This window comes from Streptomyces sp. (assembly GCF_031178505.1).
GTDB classification, from domain to species: domain Bacteria; phylum Actinomycetota; class Actinomycetes; order Streptomycetales; family Streptomycetaceae; genus Streptomyces; species Streptomyces gulbargensis.
Map to the genome: position 1 here is coordinate 1 of NZ_JAPSIW010000028.1, position 22659 is coordinate 22659.

The 22659-nt window shown below is 70.3% G+C and carries 17 protein-coding genes and 1 pseudogene; 8 read left to right on the top strand and 10 right to left on the bottom strand.

The features are described 5' to 3' along the window. The 6 genes and pseudogenes from RIF68_RS04450 to RIF68_RS04475 all read left to right on the top strand — a co-directional run. Positions 1 to 353: pseudogene (locus RIF68_RS04450) on the top strand (membrane protein insertase YidC); the annotation flags it as partial. A 26-nt stretch (positions 354 to 379) separates the two neighbouring features. Continuing rightward, entirely contained in the window at positions 380 to 889 is a 510-nt protein-coding gene (locus RIF68_RS04455; RefSeq protein ID WP_309049787.1) for a R3H domain-containing nucleic acid-binding protein, read from the top strand. A gap of 116 nt (positions 890 to 1005) precedes the next feature. Further along, a complete protein-coding gene (rsmG, locus tag RIF68_RS04460; protein ID WP_309049788.1) occupies positions 1006 to 1722 on the top strand; it encodes a 16S rRNA (guanine(527)-N(7))-methyltransferase RsmG in 717 nt (238 codons plus the stop codon). Positions 1723 to 1959: 237 nt separating this feature from the next. Continuing rightward, positions 1960 to 3036, top strand: coding sequence for a ParA family protein (locus tag RIF68_RS04465; protein ID WP_309049789.1), 1077 nt, complete (start codon positions 1960 to 1962; stop codon positions 3034 to 3036). Beyond that, the gene (locus tag RIF68_RS04470; RefSeq protein WP_309049790.1) at positions 3033 to 4106 is read left to right on the top strand and encodes a ParB/RepB/Spo0J family partition protein; all 1074 of its coding nucleotides are present in this window, start codon (positions 3033 to 3035) and stop codon (positions 4104 to 4106) included. The genes RIF68_RS04465 and RIF68_RS04470 overlap by 4 nt, the downstream gene beginning before the upstream one ends. A 165-nt stretch (positions 4107 to 4271) precedes the next feature. Further along, positions 4272 to 4889 (top strand): GNAT family N-acetyltransferase, encoded by a 618-nt coding sequence (locus RIF68_RS04475; protein ID WP_309049791.1) that lies wholly within the window; start codon positions 4272 to 4274, stop codon positions 4887 to 4889. A 91-nt stretch (positions 4890 to 4980) separates the two neighbouring features. Here RIF68_RS04475 and trxA read toward each other — a convergent pair whose 3' ends face one another. The 7 genes from trxA to RIF68_RS04510 form a co-directional block, all read right to left on the bottom strand. Further along, positions 4981 to 5319, bottom strand: a complete 339-nt coding sequence (gene trxA / locus RIF68_RS04480; RefSeq protein WP_309049792.1) for a thioredoxin — start codon at positions 5317 to 5319, stop codon at positions 4981 to 4983. A 50-nt stretch (positions 5320 to 5369) separates the two neighbouring features. Next, entirely contained in the window at positions 5370 to 6335 is a 966-nt protein-coding gene (gene trxB / locus RIF68_RS04485) for a thioredoxin-disulfide reductase (RefSeq protein ID WP_309049793.1), read from the bottom strand. A gap of 127 nt (positions 6336 to 6462) precedes the next feature. Then, entirely contained in the window at positions 6463 to 7386 is a 924-nt protein-coding gene (locus tag RIF68_RS04490; protein WP_309049794.1) for a zf-HC2 domain-containing protein, read from the bottom strand. Continuing rightward, entirely contained in the window at positions 7383 to 8087 is a 705-nt protein-coding gene (gene sigM / locus RIF68_RS04495; RefSeq protein ID WP_309049795.1) for an RNA polymerase sigma factor SigM, read from the bottom strand. Before sigM ends, RIF68_RS04490 begins: the two co-directional genes overlap by 4 nt. Positions 8088 to 8112: 25 nt before the next feature. Further along, the gene (locus RIF68_RS04500; protein WP_309049796.1) at positions 8113 to 9798 is read right to left on the bottom strand and encodes a protein kinase family protein; all 1686 of its coding nucleotides are present in this window, start codon (positions 9796 to 9798) and stop codon (positions 8113 to 8115) included. A 118-nt stretch (positions 9799 to 9916) separates the two neighbouring features. Beyond that, entirely contained in the window at positions 9917 to 12160 is a 2244-nt protein-coding gene (gene murJ, locus RIF68_RS04505; RefSeq protein ID WP_309049797.1) for a murein biosynthesis integral membrane protein MurJ, read from the bottom strand. 45 nt (positions 12161 to 12205) lie between these two features. After that, a complete protein-coding gene (locus RIF68_RS04510; protein ID WP_309049798.1) occupies positions 12206 to 14533 on the bottom strand; it encodes a DUF6049 family protein in 2328 nt (775 codons plus the stop codon). A gap of 193 nt (positions 14534 to 14726) precedes the next feature. Here RIF68_RS04510 and RIF68_RS04515 point away from each other — a divergent pair, with 193 nt between their 5' ends. Beyond that, a complete protein-coding gene (locus RIF68_RS04515) occupies positions 14727 to 16169 on the top strand; it encodes a CCA tRNA nucleotidyltransferase (RefSeq protein ID WP_309049799.1) in 1443 nt (480 codons plus the stop codon). 125 nt (positions 16170 to 16294) lie between these two features. Here the strand turns inward: RIF68_RS04515 and RIF68_RS04520 are convergent, their stop codons facing one another. From RIF68_RS04520 to RIF68_RS04530, 3 genes are all read right to left on the bottom strand, one after another. After that, on the bottom strand, positions 16295 to 17554 hold the full coding sequence (locus RIF68_RS04520) for an MFS transporter (protein WP_309049800.1): 1260 nt from the start codon (positions 17552 to 17554) through the stop codon (positions 16295 to 16297). Between the two features lie 82 nt (positions 17555 to 17636). After that, the gene (locus tag RIF68_RS04525) at positions 17637 to 18719 is read right to left on the bottom strand and encodes an inositol-3-phosphate synthase (RefSeq protein WP_309049801.1); all 1083 of its coding nucleotides are present in this window, start codon (positions 18717 to 18719) and stop codon (positions 17637 to 17639) included. 49 nt (positions 18720 to 18768) lie between these two features. Further along, positions 18769 to 19449, bottom strand: a complete 681-nt coding sequence (locus RIF68_RS04530; protein WP_309049802.1) for a helix-turn-helix transcriptional regulator — start codon at positions 19447 to 19449, stop codon at positions 18769 to 18771. 372 nt (positions 19450 to 19821) lie between these two features. Between RIF68_RS04530 and RIF68_RS04535 the strand changes: the two genes are divergently transcribed. Continuing rightward, entirely contained in the window at positions 19822 to 22596 is a 2775-nt protein-coding gene (locus RIF68_RS04535) for a transglycosylase domain-containing protein (protein ID WP_309049803.1), read from the top strand. Positions 22597 to 22659: the final 63 nt, after the last annotated feature.

Sequence of the window (22659 nt, forward strand, 5' to 3'; positions counted from 1 at the left end):
CCGCGCAGGCCGACGGCACCGTCGTCAAGAGCGACACCCTCGCGGTCGAGGCCGAGAGCGGCGCCGCCGCGAGGCGGCAGCAGCCGAAGCGCCAGACGAAGGCCAAGCGTCAGGCCGCGGCCGGCGGTCAGCCGGTGAAGGGCGCCGAGGAGACCGAGGCGACCACCTCCCTGGAGAAGAAGCCCGCGGCCCCGGCCAAGGGATCCACGGCGGCCGAGACCCAGGACAAGGCTCCGGCCCAGGGCGACAAGCCCGCCCGTCCGAGCCGCGCCAACTCCGGCGGAGCCCGCCAGGCCAAGTCCGGTCAGCGCAAGGGCCAGCAGCGGCCCAAGCACCCGTCCTCCAAGAAGTAAGCCCCGAAGCAAGAAGGAGTCCGTCCGTGACGGAAGGCACCACCGCCGCCGCCGAGGGTGGCGACACCCTGACCCGCCTCGAGCAGGAGGGCGAGATCGCGGCCGACTACCTTGAGGGCCTGCTCGACATCGCCGATCTCGACGGCGACATCGACATGGACGTCGAGGCGGACCGGGCCGCGGTCTCGATCATCAGCGACTCCGACAGCCGTGACCTGCAGAAGCTCGTGGGCCGCGACGGCGAGGTCCTGGAGGCGCTGCAGGAGCTGACCCGGCTGGCCGTGCACCGTGAGACCGGTGACCGCAGCCGTCTGATGCTCGACATCGCCGGTTTCCGGGCGAAGAAGCGGTCCGAGCTGGCCACCCTGGGTGCCAAGGCCGCGGCCGAGGTCAAGGCCACCGGCGAGCCGGTCAAGCTGGACCCGATGACCCCGTTCGAGCGGAAGGTCGTGCACGACGCGGTCGCCGCCGCCGGCCTGCGCAGCGAGTCCGAGGGCGAGGAGCCGCAGCGCTTCGTCATCGTGCTCCCTGCCTGACCCTTCTCGTCTGTCGGCCCCGTCTGTGCGCAGACGGGGCCGATCTTTGTCAGCCTGATAGTTCAGCCACCACAGTGCGCTCGCACGTACGCGTGCGGTACGGAAGGACGGTTCCCGTGACGGAGGCAGCGGAGCTCCCCGAGGCTCCGGAGCAGGCGCGGACAGTCTTCGGTGAGTACTTCCCGGAGGCCGTGCGGTACGCGGAGCTGCTCGCGGACGCCGGCGTGAAGCGGGGGCTCATCGGCCCGCGTGAGGTGCCACGGCTCTGGGAGCGGCATCTGCTGAACTGTGCGGTCCTCTCCGAGGTCGTACCGGAGGGCGTCACGGTCTGCGACGTCGGCTCGGGCGCCGGTCTGCCCGGCATCCCGCTGGCCCTCGTCCGGCCGGACCTGAAGATCACCCTCCTGGAGCCGCTGCTGCGCCGGATCAACTTCCTCCAGGAGGTCGTGGAGCTGCTGGGCCTGGATCATGTGACCGTGGTCCGGGGCCGCGCGGAGGAGATGCTCGGCAAGGTCCCGCCCGTGCATGTGGTGACCGCCCGAGCGGTGGCACCCCTGGACCGGCTCGCGGGCTGGGGTGTACCGCTGCTGCGCCCCTATGGCGAGATGCTGCTGCTCAAGGGCGACACCGCCCAGGAGGAGCTGGACGCGGCGCGCTCCGCCCTCTCGAAGCTCGGTGTGGTGGAGACCTCCGTGCTGCAGGTCGGCGAGGGAATCGTCGATCCGATGTCGACCGTCGTAAGGGTCGAGGTCGGGGAGAGCCCGGGCGGTGTGCGGTTCGCGGCCAAGCGGGCCAAGGCCGCGCGGACGAGCAAGACCCGTCGGCGCCGCTGAGGCGTCGCATTCGTACCGTTTCGGAGTGTCGAGCGGTCCCGGCCTGGGTGCGGGGGCATCGTGTTTCACGTGAAACGTCGCTCACTGCTTCGGGGGATCATCAGCCGTGGCCGCGCGGCTGCCGAACCCCGGGACCGCCGACCCCGAGTGAAACCACCCGTGAGGGTTTCCGAGTTGTCCACAGAGGTGGATTCCTCCACAGAACCACCGACCTCGCTGGTTCCTGACACGGAAAGCATGGCAGGCTCTCCTCATCGCGAGCTTGATGCCGAGGAGAGTGAATCCTTGCGGTCCGACGCCAACATCGCGGGGCCGATGACCGACCCGGTCCCCGGTCCCCGCACCGAATCGGTCGGGGAGGATGTTTCACGTGAAACACCGCCCCCGATGGACGACACCCCCATCGGTCGTGCTGCCCAGTTGGCAGTAGCGGCGCTGGGTCGTGCCGGTGAGGGGCTCCCCCGACCGGACCGGACCCGGATCATGGTCGTCGCCAACCAGAAGGGCGGCGTCGGGAAGACCACCACGACGGTCAACATCGCCGCGTCCCTGGCGCTGCACGGAGCCCGAGTGCTGGTCATCGACCTGGACCCGCAGGGGAACGCCTCCACGGCCCTGGGCATCGACCATCACGCCGAGGTCCCCTCGATCTACGACGTGCTGGTGGACAGCAAGCCGCTCTCCGACGTGGTGCAGCCCGTGCGTGACGTGGAGGGACTGTTCTGCGCCCCCGCGACGATCGACCTCGCGGGTGCGGAGATCGAGCTGGTCTCCCTGGTGGCACGAGAGAGCCGGCTCCAGCGGGCGATCCAGGCCTACGAGCAGCCGCTCGACTACATCCTCATCGACTGCCCGCCCTCACTCGGACTGCTCACGGTCAACGCCATGGTGGCGGGAGCCGAAGTGCTGATCCCGATCCAGTGCGAGTACTACGCCCTGGAAGGGCTCGGGCAGCTCCTGCGGAACGTGGAACTGGTCCGCGGCCATCTCAACCCGGGGCTGCACGTGTCCACGATCCTGCTCACCATGTACGACGGCCGGACGAGGCTCGCCTCGCAGGTCGCCGAAGAGGTGCGCACCCACTTCGGGGACGAGGTGCTGCGGACCAGCATCCCGCGGTCCGTACGCATCTCCGAGGCGCCGAGCTACGGGCAGACCGTGCTCACCTACGACCCGGGCTCCAGCGGCGCCCTGTCGTACCTCGAAGCGGCCCGGGAGATCGCCCTGCGGGGGGTCTCCGTGCACTACGACGCCCAGAACGCCCATCTCGGGCACCAGAACAACCAGCGCAGCATGGCGGAGGGTCTTCAGTGAGTGAGCGACGCAGGGGTCTGGGACGAGGGCTCGGTTCCCTGATCCCCTCGGCTCCCCAGGAGCGGCAGGCGCCGCTGGTCGGTGTCGGGGCCGGTACGACGTCTCCCGGCGCGGTTCCGACGCTGGCGGCCGAGCGCGGACTTCCCGCCGCGAAGACGGCGACGCTCGCCCCGGGCGTGGCCACCACCGGAACTCCGGAGCCTGCCGACCAGCCCCAGGCCCCGGCGGGAGCGTACTTCGCGGAACTGCCGCTCGGCGCGATCACGCCGAACCCCCGGCAGCCGCGTGAGGTCTTCGACGAGGACGCCCTGGCCGAGCTGGTCACCTCCATCAAGGAAGTCGGCCTGCTCCAGCCCGTGGTCGTACGCCAGGTCGGCACCGACCGCTACGAGCTCATCATGGGTGAGCGGCGCTGGCGGGCCTGCACCGAAGCAGGTCTGGAGCGGATCCCCGCGATCGTCCGGGCCACCGAGGACGAGAAGCTGCTTCTGGACGCGCTCCTGGAGAACCTGCACCGGGCGCAGCTGAACCCGCTGGAGGAGGCCGCGGCCTACGACCAGCTGCTCAAGGACTTCGACTGCACCCACGACCAGCTGGCCGACCGGATCGGGCGGTCCCGCTCGCAGGTCTCCAACACGCTGCGCCTGCTGCGGCTGCCCACCACGGTGCAGACGCGGGTCGCCGCCGGCACCATCTCCGCCGGTCACGCCCGCGCGCTGCTGGCCCTGGAGGACGCCGAGGCCCAGGACAAGCTGGCCTACCGGATCGTCGCGGAGGGCCTTTCCGTGCGGACGGTCGAGGAGATCGTCCGCACGATGGCCTCGGAGCCCGCGGCGGCCAAGCCCAAGCCCCGGGCCGGGGCCCGCGTCTCTCCCGCGCTCTCGGAGCTGGCGACGCGCCTGTCGGACCGCTTCGAGACCCGGGTCAAGGTGGACCTGGGGCAGAAGAAGGGAAAGATCGTCGTCGAGTTCGCCTCGATGGAGGACCTGGAGCGGATCCTCACCACCCTGGCGCCCGGCGAGGGGCGCGTCATGGACTCGAAGAGCACGGCTGAGGGCGACAAGGGCTGACCGCCGACGACCGCCGAGGGCGGGCCGCGATCTGGATGTCACCGGATCGCGGCCCGCCCTTTTCCTGTGCGCGGTATCGCCCTGATCGCCCGATCGATACGATTCTGTGAGGACATATCCGTGGAGCCGCATCGTGCTCGATGGCCAGGGAAGCGAGGGGCAGCCGTGGGGCGTCGGCTCGTACCGCTCACGCTGGACAATCTTCCGGATCTCCCGAAGCGGTGTCGCTCCTGCGTCTTCTGGGAGCTGGACCCCGTCAGCGGCGAGGCGGCGGTGAAGACCGGCCGTCCCGACGTGGAGAAGGAAGCGTGGATCTCCGCCGTGCTCCTCGAATGGGGATCGTGCGGGCGCGTGGTCTACGTGGACGACGTACCGGTCGGGTACGTGCTCTACGCACCCCCGGCCTATGTGCCGCGCTCCATGGCCTTCCCGACGAGCCCTGTGGCGGCCGACGCCGTCCAGCTGATGACGGCGTGGATCATGCCGGAGTACCAGGGGCAGGGGCTGGGCCGTGTGATGGTGCAGACCGTCGCCAAGGATGTGATGCGGCGGGGCTTCAAGGCGATCGAGGCCTTCGGGGACGCCCGCTGGAAGGAACCGGCCTGCGTCCTGCCTGCCGAGCATCTTCTCGCGGTCGGCTTCAAAACGGTCCGGCCGCATCATGCCTTTCCCCGGCTGAGGCTGGAGCTCCGCACGACGCTCTCCTGGAAGGAGGACGTCGAGATGGCACTGGACCGCCTGCTCGGCGCGGTGCAGAAGGAGCCCGCGCTGAGGCCCCTCTAGCGGCGGAAACACGAGAGCGGCCCGCCCCCTTCGAGGGGGTGGGCCGCTCTCGTCGGCCGGTGGTGTTTCACGTGAAACACCGTTGCGTGCGTCAGCCGTTGGTCGGCTCGACGAAGTCCGCCAGGTCGCGCAGGATCGCGGCCTTCGGCTTGGCGCCGACGATCGTCTTCACGACCTCGCCGTTCTGGTAGACGTTCAGCGTCGGGATGGACATGACGCCGTACTTGGCGGCGGTGGCCGGGTTCTGGTCGATGTTGAGCTTCACGATCTCGATCTTGTCCTGCTCCTTGGCGATGGCCTCGAGCGAGGGAGCGATCTGACGGCACGGGCCGCACCACTCGGCCCAGAAGTCCACCAGGACGGGCTTGTCGCTCTTGAGGACGACCTCCTCGAAGGAAGCGTCGGTCACGTTCTTCAGCTCGCCGGCCACGGCGGCCTCCTTAACTTCTTGGGGTGTGGGGTGGGGAAGGAGCGGGTCGATCAGACTGCGGGCGTCTCGGCCAGCTTCTCGCTGTCGGCGAGGGCGGCGAGGTAGCGCTCGGCGTCGAGAGCGGCCGAGCAGCCGGTGCCGGCAGCGGTGATCGCCTGACGGTAGGTGTGGTCGACGACGTCGCCGGCGCCGAAGACGCCCGTCAGGTTGGTGCGGGTCGACGGAGCGGCCACCTTGAGGTAGCCCTCGTCGTCGAGGTCCAGCTGGCCCTTGAAGAGTTCGGTGCGCGGGTCGTGGCCCACGGCGATGAAGAGGCCCGTGACGGGCAGCTCGCGGGTCTCGCCCGTCTTCGTGTCGCGCAAGGTCAGGCCGGTGAGCTTCTGGTCGCCGTGGATCTCGGCCACCTCGCTGTCCCAGGCGAACGAGATCTTCGGGTCGGCGAAGGCACGCTCCTGCATCGCCTTGGAGGCGCGCAGAGAGTCACGGCGGTGGACGATCGTCACGGACTTGGCGAAGCGCGAGAGGAAGGTCGCCTCCTCCATCGCGGTGTCGCCGCCGCCGACGACGGCGATGTCCTGGTCCTTGAAGAAGAAGCCGTCGCAGGTGGCGCACCACGAGACGCCACGGCCGGAGAGAGTGTCCTCGTTGGGCAGTCCGAGCTTGCGGTGCTGGGAGCCGGTCGTCACGATGACGGCCTTGGCCCGGTGCACGGTGCCGGCGGTGTCGGTGACGGTCTTGATCTCACCGGTCAGGTCCACGGCCACGACGTCGTCGGGCACCAGCTCGGCGCCGAAGCGCTCCGCCTGGGCCCGCATGTTGTCCATCAGATCCGGGCCCATGATGCCGTCACGGAAGCCGGGGAAGTTCTCGACCTCGGTGGTGTTCATCAGCGCGCCACCGGCGGTGACGGCACCTTCGAAGACCAGCGGGTTCAGCGACGCTCGGGCGGTGTAGAGCGCAGCGGTGTATCCCGCGGGCCCCGAGCCGATGATGATCACGTTACGGACGTCGCTCACGGGTTTCTTCCTCGTCTCTGCAGACTGCCTACTGCCTACGGGGCGGTGTCTCGGTCACTCTCACCCCACCCAACGGATCCTACGGGGCGCGCATTCCCGAACGGGCCGCGCGGCACCGTGACGGCTGTCAGGTGCGAGGCAGGGACCGTGTGAACAGCACCTTGGCCGGGTCGCCCGTCGCTTCGAGGGAGCGGTCGGCGCAGGAGGCGTCGAGGACGTAGGCCTGGACCCGTCCGCTGTCGGCGTGGTCCGTGAGCACGAGGAGATAGGCGGGGGACCCGGCGTACTCGCCCTTCTCCTGGGCGATGACACCGTCCGTGCGGCCAGTTCCCGCGAGGACGCAGGCAGGGACGGGAAGGGCGCGCCGGGGCGCGGGGGTGGTGGTCCCCTCGGACAGGGACTCGGGGCCGATGCCGTGGGGGGAGCGGGCGGTCTCGCCCTCGGTCAGCAGGGAGCGGACGCGTTCCTCGACGGGTGTTCCGGAGAAGGGGGTGAGACCGGCACTGGCCGCCGCGTCGGCCCTCCGGCTCTCCTCGGCCTGCCCGGCGGTGGGCACGCCTCCGCCTTGGGCCAGGAAGATGCCGGTGCCGAGAATCACGGCTCCGAAGGCGGCACCGAGGGTGGAGACGAGACCGATCCTGCGGCGACGGGGGGGAGCCGGGCGGCCCGGACCGGTGGCTCCGCGGGGACGCCCGGAGGGACGGCCCGGCGCGGTGGAGGGGGCGGGCGCCTGTCGAGGCGCCCCGGTGGGGCGCGGTGTTTCACGTGAAACAGCGGGATCGCCCTCGGGAGCGGTGGCGTGCAGCAGAGCCTCGGCGGCGAGGGCCGCGTCGATCCGGCCGGCGATCTCGGCGGGCATGCGGGGCGGTCCGGGCAGGGTGCCGAGGAGTCCCCTGATCTCCTCCAGGGAGGTGCGCACGTCGGCGCAGAGCGGACAGTCGTCCAGGTGTCGACGGACGGCCGCGGAGCGGGTCGGTGAGAGGAGTCCCTCGGCCAGGTCGGAGATCTCGGAGACGTCCGGATGCTGTGCCGCGTCGGTCGTGGAAGTCACGCGCGCCCACCTCCGCCCTTCACAGCAGCTGGATCAGTCGGTCCGTTGTCCTTCGGCCCCGGCACCGGTGGGACGGATGTCCCCGGCGTCCGGTTCCTTCCCCCCTCGGGAGCGTCGTTACCCACCGTCCCGGTGCGGAGATGCGTGAGCATCGGCAGCAGTCGTGCCCGGCCACGTGCGCAGCGGCTTTTCACGGTTCCGGTGGGGACGCCGAGGATACGTGCCGCTTCCGCGACCGGGTATCCCTGCATGTCGACGAGGACGAGTGCGGCGCGCTGTTCCGCGGGGAGGGTGGCCAGCGCGGCCAGGAGCTCCCGGTGGAGGTCCTGGCGCTCGGCCGGGGCTTCGGCGGATTCGTGCGGTTCGAGGAGCTGTTCGAGCCGGGCGGTGTCGTCGACGGAGGCGGTCCTGCGGGATGCGCTCTTGCGGAGGCGGTCCAGGCAGGCGTTGACCGTGATGCGGTGCAGCCAGGTGGTGACGGCCGACTGGCCGCGGAAGGTGTGGGCGGCCCGGAACGCGGAGATCAGGGCGTCCTGGACGGCGTCCGCGGCCTCCTCACGGTCGCCGAGGGTCCGCAGGGCAACCGCCCAGAGGCGGTCCCTGTGGCGCCGTACGAGCTCACCGAAGGCGTCCGGGTCTCCGGCGACATGGCGCGCCAGGAGCTCCCGGTCGCCCGTGGCGTCGTCCTTCGGATCGTCCAACGGTGAGCCCCTCCCTCAGCGGCGGTCAGCCCAGGACCTTGATCTCGCTCAGCTTGCCTCGGTACCCGCTGGGGCCGGCGGGCAGTTCGGTGAGCCAGACGAGGACGTAGCGGGTCGTGACGGGCTTGGCGGGCTTCAGCGTCACGTCGCTGCCGGACCCGGACGCCTGGGTGGTGTACTCGCCGGGCATGGACGGCTCGCTCACCGTGCCGGCGGGCGCGGTGCGCAGTTCCACGGAGGTGTCGCCCAGGAACGACAGATCGACCTGGCCGACCTCCTGTTCCTTGCCGAGATCGAGGACGAGGCCCACGCCCTTCTTCAGCTTTCCGAAGTCGGGGGTGGCGTAGTTCACGGTGTGCCAGAAGGTGCTGGGGTCGCCGTCGTAGGCGTTCACCTTGAGGTTGCCGTTCTCCACGCCGTTGCCCAGGGGGTCGAAGTCGCGGGACGATTCGACGGTGAGCGGCGTGAGCGGCTTCGGCTTCTCGTCGCTCGTCGGGCCCGGTACGGGCGTCTTCGTCGTGGCCTCCGGCTCCAGGAGCCGGTCCGCGATCTGCCAGCTGCCGAGACCGAGGGCGGCGATGAGCAGGGCCGAGACGGCCCACTTCAGCGCGGTGCCGGTACGGCTCTGCAGGGGGGGCGGCGGGGCCGCGACGGGCTGGGTGACGGCGGGGTGCGGCTGGGGTCGGCCGTAGGTGCCCTGCTGGTAGGTGGTCCGCTGGTACTCCGGCGGCGTGGGGAACTCCGGCTCGGGCGCCTTGACCCGGGGCATCGCCGCCACGGCCTTGGCGAGTTCGTCCGGAGTGGTGCAGGGCGGTTCCTGGCGGGAGGCGGTGGCGCCGTCGTTGGCGAGGGCGCGCATGGCGATCTCGGAGAGCCCGCGGTGGACGCCGGCCCGGACCTGGTCGGGCGCGAGCAGACCGACGCCCTTGGGGAGGCCGGAGAGGCCGTGGGCGTCGTTGTCGTACGGCCAGCGCTGGGTGAGCGCCGCGTAGAGCAGGGCGCCGATGGCCTCGGTGTCGGTGCGCTGGGGGCGTTCGGCGGTGATGCCGCGCAGGGCGGCGTTCACGGCGAGGCCGCGGATGCGGTACTGGCCGGTGGAGCTGCGCAGGACGGCACCGGGGGTGAGGCGGAGGTGGGCGAGGCCTTCGCGGTGGGCGGCGGCCATGGCCTGGGAGACCTGGCTGACGAGCTGGTAGGCCTCGTGCGGCTCCAGTGGTCCGGCCGCGAGGAGCGCGGTGAGCTCCGTCGCGTCGGGGAGCCACTCGTGCACCACGTACACGAGGTCGTTCTCCTCGACGGCGTCGAGGACCTGGACGAACCGGGGGTCACCGAGGAGCGCGGAGGAACGGGCGGCGGCCAGGACGGAACGGGCGCGCGGGTGGTCGGCGGGCAGGAGGTGCACCCCGACGGCACGCCGGAGCTTCTCGTCGACGGCACGCCAGCTGCTGAAGCCGTCCAGACGGGTGACGCACTCCTCCAGGCGGTAGCGGCGGGCCAGCTTGTGGCCGCTGTGGAGTTCGGGAGTGGTGAGCGAGGGCTGTTCGCCAGTCTGTCGTTCGGCCTTCTTCTTCTCCGTGGTTCCGGCTTTCCTGCCCGCCGTCTTCTGCGCTTCCGCCACCCCGTCGGTCGCGGCCGAGTCCGCCTTGGCGGTCAGCGGATCGTCACCGCTGTTGTCGGCCACGTCGACGGCAGCCGTGCTACGTTCCGCCACCGTCGTTCCTGCCTCCCCATCCGTTGCGCCACATCCACCAGCCAAGCCAATTGTGCCCACAGTTGGACGCTGTGCACGACACGCGGCCCCCGCCGATGGTTGTGCGGCAGGCGCGACCTCAGCGTCCCAGACGCCCGCGCACCATGCCCACCAGGGTGTTCAGCTCGGCGATGCGCATGCGCTTCGCCGCGACGAAGAAGACGCCGAGGAGTACCGCGCCACCGGCCAGCAGGGCTACGAGGGAGCCCAGGGCACCGTCGCCGAGCAGCTTCAGCAGCCCGAAGCCGACGGCACCGCCGACGATCGCGGCGGGCAGGGAGGCCATGCAGAGCCGCGCGTACGTCCGCAGGACGTGGGCGCCGTCCAGGTCGCCTCCCAGCCGGTTGCGCAGGCGGCGCCAGGCGATACCGACGCCCACGGCGTAGGCGAGGCCGTAGGCACCGGCCATGCCGACCACCGCCCACTGCGCCGGCAGGAGCACGTAGCAGAGCGCGGAGACCGCCGCGTTGACGGCGGCGACGATGACGGTGTTGTAGAAGGGCGTCCGCGTGTCCTCGTAGGCGTAGAAGCCGCGCAGGACGACGTACTGCACGGAGTACGGGATCAGGCCGAGGCCGAAGGCCATGAGGATGAAGCCCATGCCCCGGGCCGCCTCGACGCCGCTGGAGGCGTAGAGCAGGGTGCACATCGGGACGCCGAGCGCGAGGAAGGCGAAGGAGACCGGGACGATGGCGACGGCCGAGTTGCGCAGGCCCTGGGAGATGTCGTCCCGGACGGCGCCCGGGTCGTCGTCGTGGGCGGCGCGGGAGATGCGCGGGAGCAGCGCGGCCATGACGGAGACCGTGATGATGGCCTGCGGCATGCCCCAGATCAGCTGGGCGTTGGAGTACGCGAGGAAGCCGGCGCCGTTCTTCCCGGACTCCTCACCGGCCGCGGTGGCGAGCTGGGTGACGACCAGGACACCCGCCTGGTTGGCGAGGACGAACAGGACGGTCCACTTGGCCAGCTTGACCGTCTTGCCGAGCCCGTGGCCCTTCCAGTCGAAACGGGGACGGAAGCGGAAACCGGCCTCGCGCAGGTACGGGATCATCGCCAGGGCCTGGACGACAAGTCCGAGCAGGGTGCCGACACCGAGGAGGCGGATGCCCTCGTCCGGGATCGTCTGCACGCCCATGTGGGATTCGGCGGAGGTGCCGTAGACCCAGATGAACAGGCCGAAGGTGACGATCATGACGATGTTGTTGAGGACCGGGGTCCACATCATCGCGCCGAACTTGCCCCGTGCGTTCAGGATCTGACCCATCACCACATGCACACCCATGAAGAAGATGGTGGGCAGGCAGTAGCGGGCGAAGGTGACGGCGACGCTGTTGGCCGCGGCGTCGTCGGCGATGGTGTTCGACATCAGCCGGATCAGCAGGGGGGCGGCGAAGACGGCGGCGGCCACGATCAGGCCGAGGGCCACCATCACCAGGGTGAGGAGACGGTTGGCGTAGGCCTCGCCGCCGTCCTCGTCGTTCTTCATCGAGCGGACCAGCTGCGGTACGAAGACCGAGTTGAGCCCGCCGCCGACGGTGAGGATGTAGATCATCGTCGGAAGCGTGTAGGCCACGGTGAAGGTGTCACCGAGCAGGGCGGCGCCGAGCGCGCCCGTGATGACGAGGCTGCGGACGAAGCCGGTGAGCCGGGAGACCAGGGTGCCGGCCGCCATCACGGCGCTCGACTTCAGCAGGCCCGAGGCGCGTCCGGTCTTCTTCGGTGCGGGCGCGGGCAGGGGCTCCGGCTCCGGTGCGGGCGGCGGCCCCTGCCCCGGCGTCTGCTGGTCGCGGTAGAGATGCGCGAAGGCGTCCGGTTCCGGCTGCTCCTCGCCGGCCCGGGTCACCAGGTCGTCCACGCCGGTGAACTGCACGGTCCGCGCGTCGTCCCCGTACGGAAGGTGGCGGGAGGGGCCGTCGGGCTCCGGGGCCGGGGTCTGCGCCCACACCCGGGGGTCGGGGGCGTGCGGCGGAGCGGCCGGCTGCTGGTACAGCGGCTGCGGCTCCTCGTAGGTGCCGGGTGGTGGCGGGGGGTGCGCCGCGCGGTCGTACAGCGCTTCGCCGACCGGGTCCTGCGCCGAGAGGTCCTGGGCCCGGTACGGGTCGTGGGTGTAGGCGTCCTGGACGTACGGGTCCTGGGCGTAGGGCGTGCCGCCGTACGGGTGATCGCCGTACGGGTTCTCCCCGTACGGATGCCCGGGCGCGGGGCTCTGGTGCGGCGGGGGCACCGGGGCGGGGCCGGAACCGGGGGGAGTCATGGGTGTCCCACCGGACGGCGTGGTGCCGCCCGCACCCTGGCCGCGGTCACCGTCGTACGGCGCGTTCATGGTTACCCCACCTCATCGTCCCCGGCCGACCGGCCACGACATCGCTCAACGGTCCACTTTCTCACCCGGGCCCGCGGGGTCGCCGCTTTCGGACCCGGTGTCCGGTGTCGGGTCACTCGGCTGCGCCTCGGCGGCCGCCTCGCCGGACCCTTCGGCGGCGTCCTGGGCGGTGTCGTCCACGGACTCGTTCCCGGCCTCGGCGTTCAGGGCGGCCATCCGCTTGCGCTGGGAGTACATCCGCACTCCGGCGAGGACGAGGAGCAGGACTCCACCGGCGAGGACGAGCATCACCGTGGGAGTGATCTCGGAGACCTTCACCATGAAGGTCATGGGCCGGCCGTACGGCGTGCCGTCCTCGGTGTACAGCTGGGCGGTCATCGGCACCTGGCCGTTGGCGTTGGCCGCCGCCGTGAACTTCACCGACTGGCTGTGCCCGGCGTTGATCCGGATCGGCAGCTCGGCGGCGCCGTCGCCGCCGTTCAGCTTGAGGCGGTTCTTGTTGCCCGGGGTGAGACGCAGCACCAGGTGGTCGACGCCCTGCAGCAGCTGGTTCTGGACCGTCACGGGGATCGTGGCGCTGCGCCCGGACAGGGTGAGGTCGGACTTGTCGACGAGCTGGACGCCCTCGGTGAGGTCCTGGAGGTGGTCCAGGACGGTGTCCCGGTAGAGGGCGGCCGTGCTCGCCCGGCCCCGCCAGGACATGGACATCTCGCGGTTGATCGCGTTGCCGAAGGGGGTGACGACCCGTTCCGGTGCGGTCAGGACGACCTTGAAGTCGTCCAGCTCGTCGCGGGTGGTCTTCATGTCGCGGAACGCCTGCACGGGCAGTTCCTGGTCCCGCAGCCGCTTCGGATAACGGGAGGTGGCCGGCACCGTCGTGGAGGCCTCCGGGTCCGGCTTGACCGCGGCGGCGGCGATCAGGTCCAGGGGCTGGGTCCACCGCTTCGCGGAGAGGCCCCGCAGGGCGGCGGCCATGGCCTGGGCCTGCGAGACGGTCGGTGTCCGCTGCGGGGCGACCACGACACTGCGCTGCTGCTCGGGCTGCTCCAGGGTGATCGCGAGCGACTGGGCGAGGAACTCCTGCACCGCGCGGGTGGAGCTCTCCGACCGGATGAGATCGCCCTCGAAGGCGGTCGACAGGAGCGCGTCACTCACCACGGCGGTGGTGCCGCCACCGAGCGGGCGCGCCGCGGAGGGGGTGTAGGAGAGGTCGTCGCGGACGCTGTCGCTGCGGGCGATCACCTTGTCGGCGCCCGCGGAGGTCGCCACGGCCACGATCGAGGGATCGACGGCGCCGTCGGCGGGCCAGGAGAAGTCGGTGGACGGCTGGACGTGGAGGATCGTCTCCACCGTCGTGCCCGCGAGGGAGGTGGCCGACTGGAGGTGTCCGAGCGATCCGGGGACGTCCTTGCCGCGGTGGGCGAGGGAGGCGAGATCCGGGTCGGCGAACGGCAGCGCGACGACCTTGTCGCCCTGAACGGCCTTCTCCAGCTCGTTCAGCCACCGCTCGGCGAGGGCCTGGTGGCCGCCGGGCACGTGGGTGGTTCCCTCCTTGACCCGGTAACCGTTCGCCATGGCGTCGACGGAGGCCAGCAGGTCGGGGTCGATCACCCACGTGACGGGGAGGTCCCTGCCCAGCGAGACCATCTCGTCGAGACGTCCTCCCGGGCGCAGCTCCGCGGCCAGATCGTCGTCCTCGAAGATGGGGGTCTGCTGCGCGTCGGTACCGGTCTCGGCCGACACGTGGGAGGAGGAGATCAACGGCCAGAGATAGGTGAGCTGGGTCTTCTTCTCCGTGGCCTCCGGCTGGTACGGCAGGAAGGTCCGCTCGATGCCGAGCACCCGGTCGTAGCCCTGGCCGGCGAGCTGTCCCGTGAGGGAGACCCCCAGCTGGTACACGCCCGCCGCGTCGAGGCCGAGCTTGGTGACCGGTACCGAGAGGGTGAACTCGGCGCTGAGTCCGGCCTTGAGCTCCGGAATCCTGAGCTTGGGGGCGCCGAGGGCGGCGGGGTCGCTGCCGGTCCGGAAGCCGGTCCGGCCCGAGATCTGCTCGATCTGGCTCCGGCTGGTCATCCGGGGGCCCACCCGCAGGTCCACGCTCGCGCCGGTGATCGTCTTCTTCCCCAGGTTGGTGACCGTCCCTTTGACCGTGACGGTGTCCCCTTCGACAGGGGCACTGGGAGAGAGCGTGTCGAGCGACACATCGACGGTCCGGGAACCGGATGCCCCCTCGGCGGCCGCCGCCGGAGGGGCGGTCGGAACCTGGAGCAGCCCCGCGAGGAGCGGAGCCCCGACGGCCACGGTGAGGGTGCGCCGCAGCCATCGGCGGGCAGGTGAGGGACCGGTTCCCTGGATGTCTGCCGCCTCGGCCACGCGTTCGCCCGTCCTCGTCGTTGTCTCTGGTGCCAGTGGTGTCGGTGGTTCCCGGTTGCTGTGTCCAGGCATGGTAACGAGGCACGCCGGGGGCAAGTGCCGGGGACTGCTCCAGCGGATGAGCGGGAGTGCGGAGGCCGTCGGGGGAAAACCGGGGCGTCGCCCGGACCCGGGGCACGTACCCTTTTCTGTTGTGCCGAACGCCAACGAAGACACCCCGACTGCACTGAGCCAGGTGCAACGCCGCGCGGTCAGTGAACTGCTGCGCGTGTCCCCTGTCGCCGACGATCTCGCCCGCCGCTTCCAGGAGGCCGGGTTCAGCCTCGCGCTGGTCGGCGGCTCGGTACGGGACGCACTGCTCGGCCGGCTCGGCAACGACCTGGACTTCACCACCGACGCCCGCCCCGAGGACGTGCTGAAGATCGTCCGTCCGTGGGCCGACGCCGTGTGGGAGGTCGGCATCGCCTTCGGAACGGTCGGCTGCCAGAAGGCGGGCTACCAGGTGGAGGTCACCACCTACCGCTCCGAGGCCTACGACCGGACCTCGCGCAAGCCGGAGGTCTCGTACGGCGACTCCATCGACGAGGACCTGGTCCGGCGTGACTTCACCGTCAACGCCATGGCGGTGGCCCTCCCCGAGAAGGAGTTCATCGACCCGTACGGTGGTCTCGAGGACCTCGCGGCCCGGGTGCTCCGCACCCCCGGCACCCCCGAGGAGTCCTTCTCCGACGACCCGCTGCGCATGATGCGGGCGGCGCGCTTCGCCGCTCAGCTGGACTTCGAGGTCGCTCCCGAGGTCGTCACGGCGATGAAGGAGATGTCCGGCCGGATCGAGATCGTCTCCGCCGAGCGGGTCCGCGACGAACTCAACAAGCTGCTGCTCTCCGCCCACCCCCGCAAGGGCCTCGGGCTCCTCGTGGAGACCGGCCTCGCCGACCACGTGCTGCCCGAACTGCCGGCGCTGCGCCTGGAGAGCGACGAGCACCACCGGCACAAGGACGTCTACGAGCACTCCCTGACGGTGCTCGACCAGGCGATCGACCTGGAGGAGGACGGCCCGGACCTGGTGTTGCGCCTCGCCGCCCTGCTCCACGACATCGGCAAGCCGCGCACCCGCCGCTTCGAGAAGGACGGCCGGGTCTCCTTCCACCACCACGAGGTGGTCGGAGCCAAGATGACCAAGAAGCGCATGACCGCGCTCAAGTACTCCAACGAGATGATCAAGGACGTCTCGCGTCTCGTGGAGCTGCACCTGCGCTTCCACGGGTACGGGACCGGCGAGTGGACCGACTCGGCCGTGCGCCGGTACGTGCGGGACGCGGGCCCCCTGCTCTCCCGGCTCCACAAGCTCACCCGCTCGGACTGCACCACGCGCAACAAGCGCAAGGCGAGCGCCCTCTCCCGTGCCTACGACGGCCTGGAGGAGCGCATCGCGCAGCTCCAGGAGCAGGAGGAGCTGGAAGCGATCCGGCCGGACCTCGACGGCAACGAGATCCAGGAGATCCTCGGCATCCGCCCGGGTCCTGCCGTGGGCCAGGCCTACAAGTTCCTCCTGGAGTTGCGGCTGGAGAACGGCCCGATGGACCGCGACGCCGCCGTGGCGGCGCTCAAGGAGTGGTGGGCCGCCCGCGACTGAGCGGGGGTGCGGGGAGCGCCGGCGTTTCACGTGAAACGGACCGTTTCACGTGAAACTCGCGGCCTGATCGCTGGGGAGCCGGCCGGTAGTGCCGACCGGGGTGGGGTGGTGTTTCACGTGAAACATCACCCCACCGCGCGTTTCCGGACCAAGGTGACAGCGATCACCGCATAGAGCACGGCCACGAGACCGACCAGCAGCGTGGAACGCCCGTCGGTCGGCAGCATCAGCGCCGAGACCCCCGCCGCGCCGACGAAGGCCATGTTGAACAGCACGTCGTAGAGGGAGAACACCCGCCCCCGATAGGAGTCGTCCACGGCCGTCTGCACCACCGTGTCCGTCGCGATCTTCGCGCCCTGTGTGACGAGGCCGAGAGCGAAGGCCGCGACGAGGAACGGAACGGGAGCGAAGGTCAGGCCGAGGACCGGGACCAGAACGGCGGCCGTCCCCGCGCACGTGGCCATCCAGCCGAAGGGGCCGAGCCGGCCCACTGCCCCCGGGGAGAGGACGGCGGCCGCGAAGAAGCCGGCCGCGGAGAGGGCGACCGCGAGCCCGAGGAGTCCCAGCCCTTCCTCCTCGGTGGAGCTCCACGCGTACCGGCAGAGCATGAGGACGGTCACGAGGAGGGCGCCGTAGCAGAAGCGCATCAGCCCGATGGTGAGCAGCGCCCGCGCGGCGGACCGCCGCTCGGCGAGGTGGCGCAGCCCGGCGGCGAGGCCGCGGGCGGTGGAGGCGAGGGCCGAGGAGAACCGGGGTGGCGCGAGCCCCGGATCCGGACCGAGGAGTTCGCGGGGCATGCGCAGGGACGCGAGGGCGGAGCAGAGGTAGAGGAGGGCCCCGAAGGCCACCACCGCCGCGTCGGACCCGCCGGCGAGCAGCCGGACGCCCAGGGCCAGACCGCCGCCGAGGGTGGCGGCCAGGGTGCCGGCGGTGGGGGAGAGCGAGTTGGCCACGACCAGCCGCTCCTCGTCGACGACTCGGGGAAGGGCGGCCGAGAGGCCCGCGAGAACGAACCGGTTGACAGCCGTGACCGAGAGAGCCGAGACGTAGAACAGCCAGTCGGGGACGGAGGCGAGGATCAGGACGGCGGTCCCGCAGGCGAGGAGGGCGCGCAGCAGGTTCCCGTACAGGAAGACCTGCCGTCGCTGCCAGCGGTCGAGGAGGACGCCGGCGAAGGGGCCGACGACGGAGTACGGCAGCAACAGGACCGCCATGGCCGAGGCGATGGCACCCGGCGAGGTCTGCTTCTCGGGGGAGAAGACGACGTACGTGGCCAGCGCCACCTGGTAGACGCCGTCGGCGGACTGGGACAGGAGCCGGACGGTCAGCAGGCGGCGGAAGTCGCGCAGGCGCAGCAGTACGCGCAGATCACGTACGACGGACATGGCAGCAAGACTCACATACGACGAGGGTCCCCGGGCAGTGCCTCGGGGACCCTCGTGCGGAGTCGGCGGAACCGGCTGGTTCCTAGCGCTCGACCTCACCCTTGATGAACTTCTCGACGTTCTCGCGGGCCTCGTCGTCGAAGTACTGGACCGGCGGGGACTTCATGAAGTAGCTCGACGCGGAGAGGATCGGGCCGCCGATGCCGCGGTCCTTGGCGATCTTCGCGGCACGCACGGCGTCGATGATGACACCCGCCGAGTTCGGGGAGTCCCACACCTCGAGCTTGTACTCCAGGTTCAGCGGAACGTCACCGAAGGCACGGCCCTCGAGACGGACGTACGCCCACTTGCGGTCGTCCAGCCAGGCCACGTAGTCGGAGGGGCCGATGTGGACGTTCTTCTCGCCGAGCTCCCGGTCGGGGATCTGCGAGGTGACGGCCTGCGTCTTGGAGATCTTCTTGGACTCCAGGCGCTCGCGCTCGAGCATGTTCTTGAAGTCCATGTTGCCGCCGACGTTCAGCTGCATCGTGCGGTCCAGGATGACGCCCCGGTCCTCGAACAGCTTCGCCATGACGCGGTGCGTGATGGTGGCGCCGACCTGGGACTTGATGTCGTCACCGACGATCGGGACACCGGCCTCGGTGAACTTGTCCGCCCACTCCTTGGTGCCGGCGATGAAGACCGGGAGGGCGTTGACGAAGGCGACCTTGGCGTCGATGGCGCACTGGGCGTAGAACTTCGCCGCGTCCTCGGAGCCGACCGGCAGGTAGCAGACGAGGACGTCGACCTGCTTGTCCTTGAGGACCTGGACGATGTCGACCGGGGCCTCGGCGGACTCCTCGATGGTCTCGCGGTAGTACTTGCCCAGACCGTCGAGGGTGTGACCTCGCTGGACGGTGACGCCGGTGGCGGGCACGTCGCAGATCTTGATGGTGTTGTTCTCGCTGGCGCCGATGGCGTCGGCGAGGTCAAGGCCCACCTTCTTCGCGTCCACGTCGAACGCGGCGACGAACTCGACGTCACGCACGTGGTAGTCGCCGAACTGCACGTGCATCAGGCCGGGGACCTTGGCCGCCGGGTCGGCGTCCTTGTAGTACTCGACGCCCTGGACCAGCGACGCGGCACAGTTGCCCACGCCGACGATGGCTACGCGAACCGAACCCATTTCCGGTTGCTCCCTGTGTATTCGTGGAATTCCCGCTGAGGGCGGGGATTCACTTGGCGGTGTCATCGGACGGATCCGGCCGGGTGCTGCCCCCGTGCCGGGGCAGGCCGCCCGTTTCTTCGGAATCGTTGTCGTGCCGAGCGGGGGCATCGGTGCCGGATCGCTGATCCCGCCCTGCCCGCTCGCTCTCGATGAGCTCGTTCAGCCAGCGCACCTCGCGCTCCACGGACTCCATACCGTGGCGCTGCAGCTCAAGCGTGTAGTCGTCGAGCCGCTCCCGCGTCCTGGCCAGTGAGGCGCGCATCTTCTCCAGGCGCTCCTCGAGCCGGCTGCGGCGGCCCTCCAGTACCCGCATCCGCACCTCGCGCTCGGTCTGACCGAAGAAGGCGAAGCGGGCGGCGAAGTGCTCGTCCTCCCAGGCATCGGGCCCGGTGTGGGAGAGGAGCTCCTCGAAGTGCTCCTTACCTTCCGGTGTCAGCCGGTAGACGATCTTCGCGCGGCGCCCCGCCAGCGAGGCGGCGAGCGCCTCCTCGGGGGCGCTGCCCGGCTCCTCGATCAACCAGCCGTTTGAGACCAGCGTCTTGAGGCAGGGGTACAGCGTCCCGTAGCTGAAGGCGCGGAAGATGCCGAGCGACGTGTTGAGCCGCTTGCGCAGCTCGTACCCGTGCATCGGGGCCTCGCGCAGGAGGCCGAGAACGGCGAACTCGAGGATGCCCGATCGCCTGCTCATCCGCTCGCCTCCTCCTCCACCCCGGGACGCTTATGCCGTACTGATGTATCGACTCGATACATCCCGACGATAGAACGGCCGCTGACCGGCGACAAGGGGGGGTCCCGTGACCGGCGTCACATCATCAATTCACAGCAGGCGACTTGCCTGATTTGGGGTGAAGTTCGGCCCTAGGGGGTTTTTGGCCGTGCGTAGTCTGTCCCGCATGCAGACCACCGGGAACCAAGCGACGCGCTGGGGCGTCAGTGCAGCGGGTGACCGGCTGCGGTACGGAGGGACCTCCGATGGGGTCCAGGCCGTACACATTTCGGGGGGACCGGAACTCAACTGCCGCTTCCAGGCCTACGCGCCTGCCCGAGGAGTAGTCGTTCGATGAGCGAGCATCGTCGCAAAATGCCGCCGCAGCAGCCGCCGACAGGCGGTCGCGCGGCGGCACGGCGCGCCGCACAGCAGCCGATGGGCCGTCGGTCGGCCCCGGCCCATGACACCGGTATGGAGGCCCCTTCGGCCTCGTACGGGCCGCCCTCCTCGTACGGGGAGGAGCGCCCCTACGGTGGCCGTGCCGAGGCCCGGCGCGCCGCCCAGCGCGGCGGTCGCCGCCGCGCGGCCGAGCACGGCCACGGTGGCGCCGGAGGTGCCGGCGGCGGACGGCGCGGCGGCGGTGGCGGCGGCAACGGAGGGCCGGGGCGGGGCCGCGGGGGCCGTCCGCCGGGCAAGAAGCGGCTGATCGACTATCCGCGTCACGACAAGTACGGCTGGCGTCGCTGGGTGCCGTCGTGGAAGTTCGTGACAGGCACGTTCCTGTTCTTCACGGCGAGCTTGATGGGCGCGGCGTTCATCGCGTACGCCAAGGTCGGCATCCCCGACGAGGCGGAGACCGCGACCTCGCAGAACAACATCTTCTACTGGGCCAACGGCGAGCGCATGGTCGCCACGGGCAGCGGTCAGAACCGGCAGATCGTCGGGTTCGAGAAGATCCCGACGCACATGCAGGACGCCGTGGTCTCGGCCGAGAACAAGACGTTCTGGACGGACTCCGGCGTCGACCCCATGGGTATCGGCCGCGCCGTCTGGAACATGGCCAAGGGCGGCGAGACCCAGGGCGGCTCGACCATCACCCAGCAGTACGTGAAGAACAACCGGCTCGACGACCAGTCCCAGACGGTCACCCGGAAGGTGAAGGAACTCTTCATCTCCATGAAGGTCGGCAACGAGCTGAAGAAGCCCGAGATCATGGCCGGCTACCTGAACACCGCGTACTACGGGCGCGGTGCCTACGGCATCCAGGCCGCCGCCCGCGCGTACTTCAACGTGGACGCCGAGGATCTCGACGTCAGCCAGTCCGCGCTGCTCGCCGCGGTCCTCAAGGGCGCCACGTACTACGACCCGGCCGGCTACCCGGAGATCGACCCGGAGGCGACGGCCGAGAAGAACACGGCCCGCGCCACCGAGCGGTGGAACTGGATCCTCGACGAGATGGTCAAGGACGGCAGGCTCCCGCCGGAGGAGCGCGCGAAGTACCCGACGTTCCCCAAGGTCGAGAAGCCCAAGCCGGCCGCCAACATGAGCGGCCAGATCGGCTACCTCGTCAGCACGGCCAAGGCGAACGTCCGCAACAAGTTCGGCATCACCGAGCAGGAGCTGGAGCGCGGCGGCTACGAGATCCGTACCACCTTCCAGAAGCCGAAGGTGGAGGCGCTCGAGAAGTCGATCAAGAAGATCTACGACGAGTACATCGACCCCGAGAAGCGCCCGGAGACCGACACCCACGTCCAGTTCGGCGGCGCCTCGGTCGACGCCGCGACGGGCGCGATCGTCGCCCTCTACGGCGGCACCGACTACACCAAGCACTACACCAACAACGCCGACAACACCGGCGCCCAGGTGGGATCGACCTTCAAGCCCTTCGTCCTCGCCGCCGCCATGAAGGACGGCGTGCGCAACCCGGAGCTCGGGCCCGATCAGGGCGCCGACGAGCGCACCATCGTCGACCCCGACAAGAGCCGCTACTCCGGCAAGAACGAGCTGAAGGTCCGCCGCTACAACGGCGAGATCTGGCACAACGAGAAGGGTGAGGAGTGGCTGCAGACGAACGATGACAACAAGAGCTACGGCAACATCACCCTCCGCGAAGCGATGATCCGTTCGGCCAACTCGCCGTACGTGCAGCTCGGCATGGACGTCGGTATCGACAAGGTCCGGGACGCCGCCATCAAGGCCGGACTGCGGCCGGAATCGCTCGTCCAGGGCGAGGTGCCGTCGTTCTCCCTCGGCATTTCCAGCCCCAGCGCCATCCGTATGGCCGGGGCGTACGCGACCTTCGCCAACCAGGGCGTGCAGAACGAGCCGTACTCCGTCACCGAGGTGAAGCGCGGCGGCCAGACCATTCACAAGCACAAGTCCGAGCCGCAGCAGGCCTTCACCTCCGCCATCAGCAGCAACGTCACCGACGTGCTGCGGGACGTGGTGGAGTCGCCGTACGGCACCGGCCGCAAGGCCAAGGTCCCCGGCCGCCAGGTGGCCGGCAAGACGGGTACGACCGACGGCAACAAGTCGGCCTGGTTCGTGGGCTACACGCCCCAGCTGTCGACCGCCATCGACATGTACCGCTTCTCCGACGACGAGACGCAGAAGAAGCGCGAGTTCCTGGAGATGTTCGGCACGGGTGACCAGCCGAAGATCCACGGTTCGTCGTTCCCGTCGCGGATCTGGCAGGACTACATGACCGAGGCCGTCAAGACCTACCCGGTCAAGGCCTTCCCCGCGCCGGAGAAGCTGGAGGACGCCAAGTCGGTCTTCGGCGGCGGCGCGACCAGCCCCGCGCCGACCCCGACGGTCACGGAGACGCCCACCCAGTCCGCCACGCCGACCACGACTCCCCCGACCACGACGGCCCCGCCGACGACGACTCCGCCGACGACGCCGTCCAAGTCGCCGAAGCCGACCAAGACGGAGACGTGCAGCATCTGGGACCGGGACTGCAACAACCCGGACGACCCCGGTGGCACCACGGGTCAGCCGACGACGACTCCGCCGGCGACGCCGACCACGGAACCCGGTCCGACCGACTCGCCGACGGGCGGTGGCGGTTCCGGCGGTCCCGGCGGCGACAACGGCAAACCCGAGGACGGCAGCTGGTTCCCCTAGCCTCTCCTGAGGCCGGAGGCCCGAGGGCCGCCGCGGCCGGTCCGTACCCCGTGTACGGTCCGG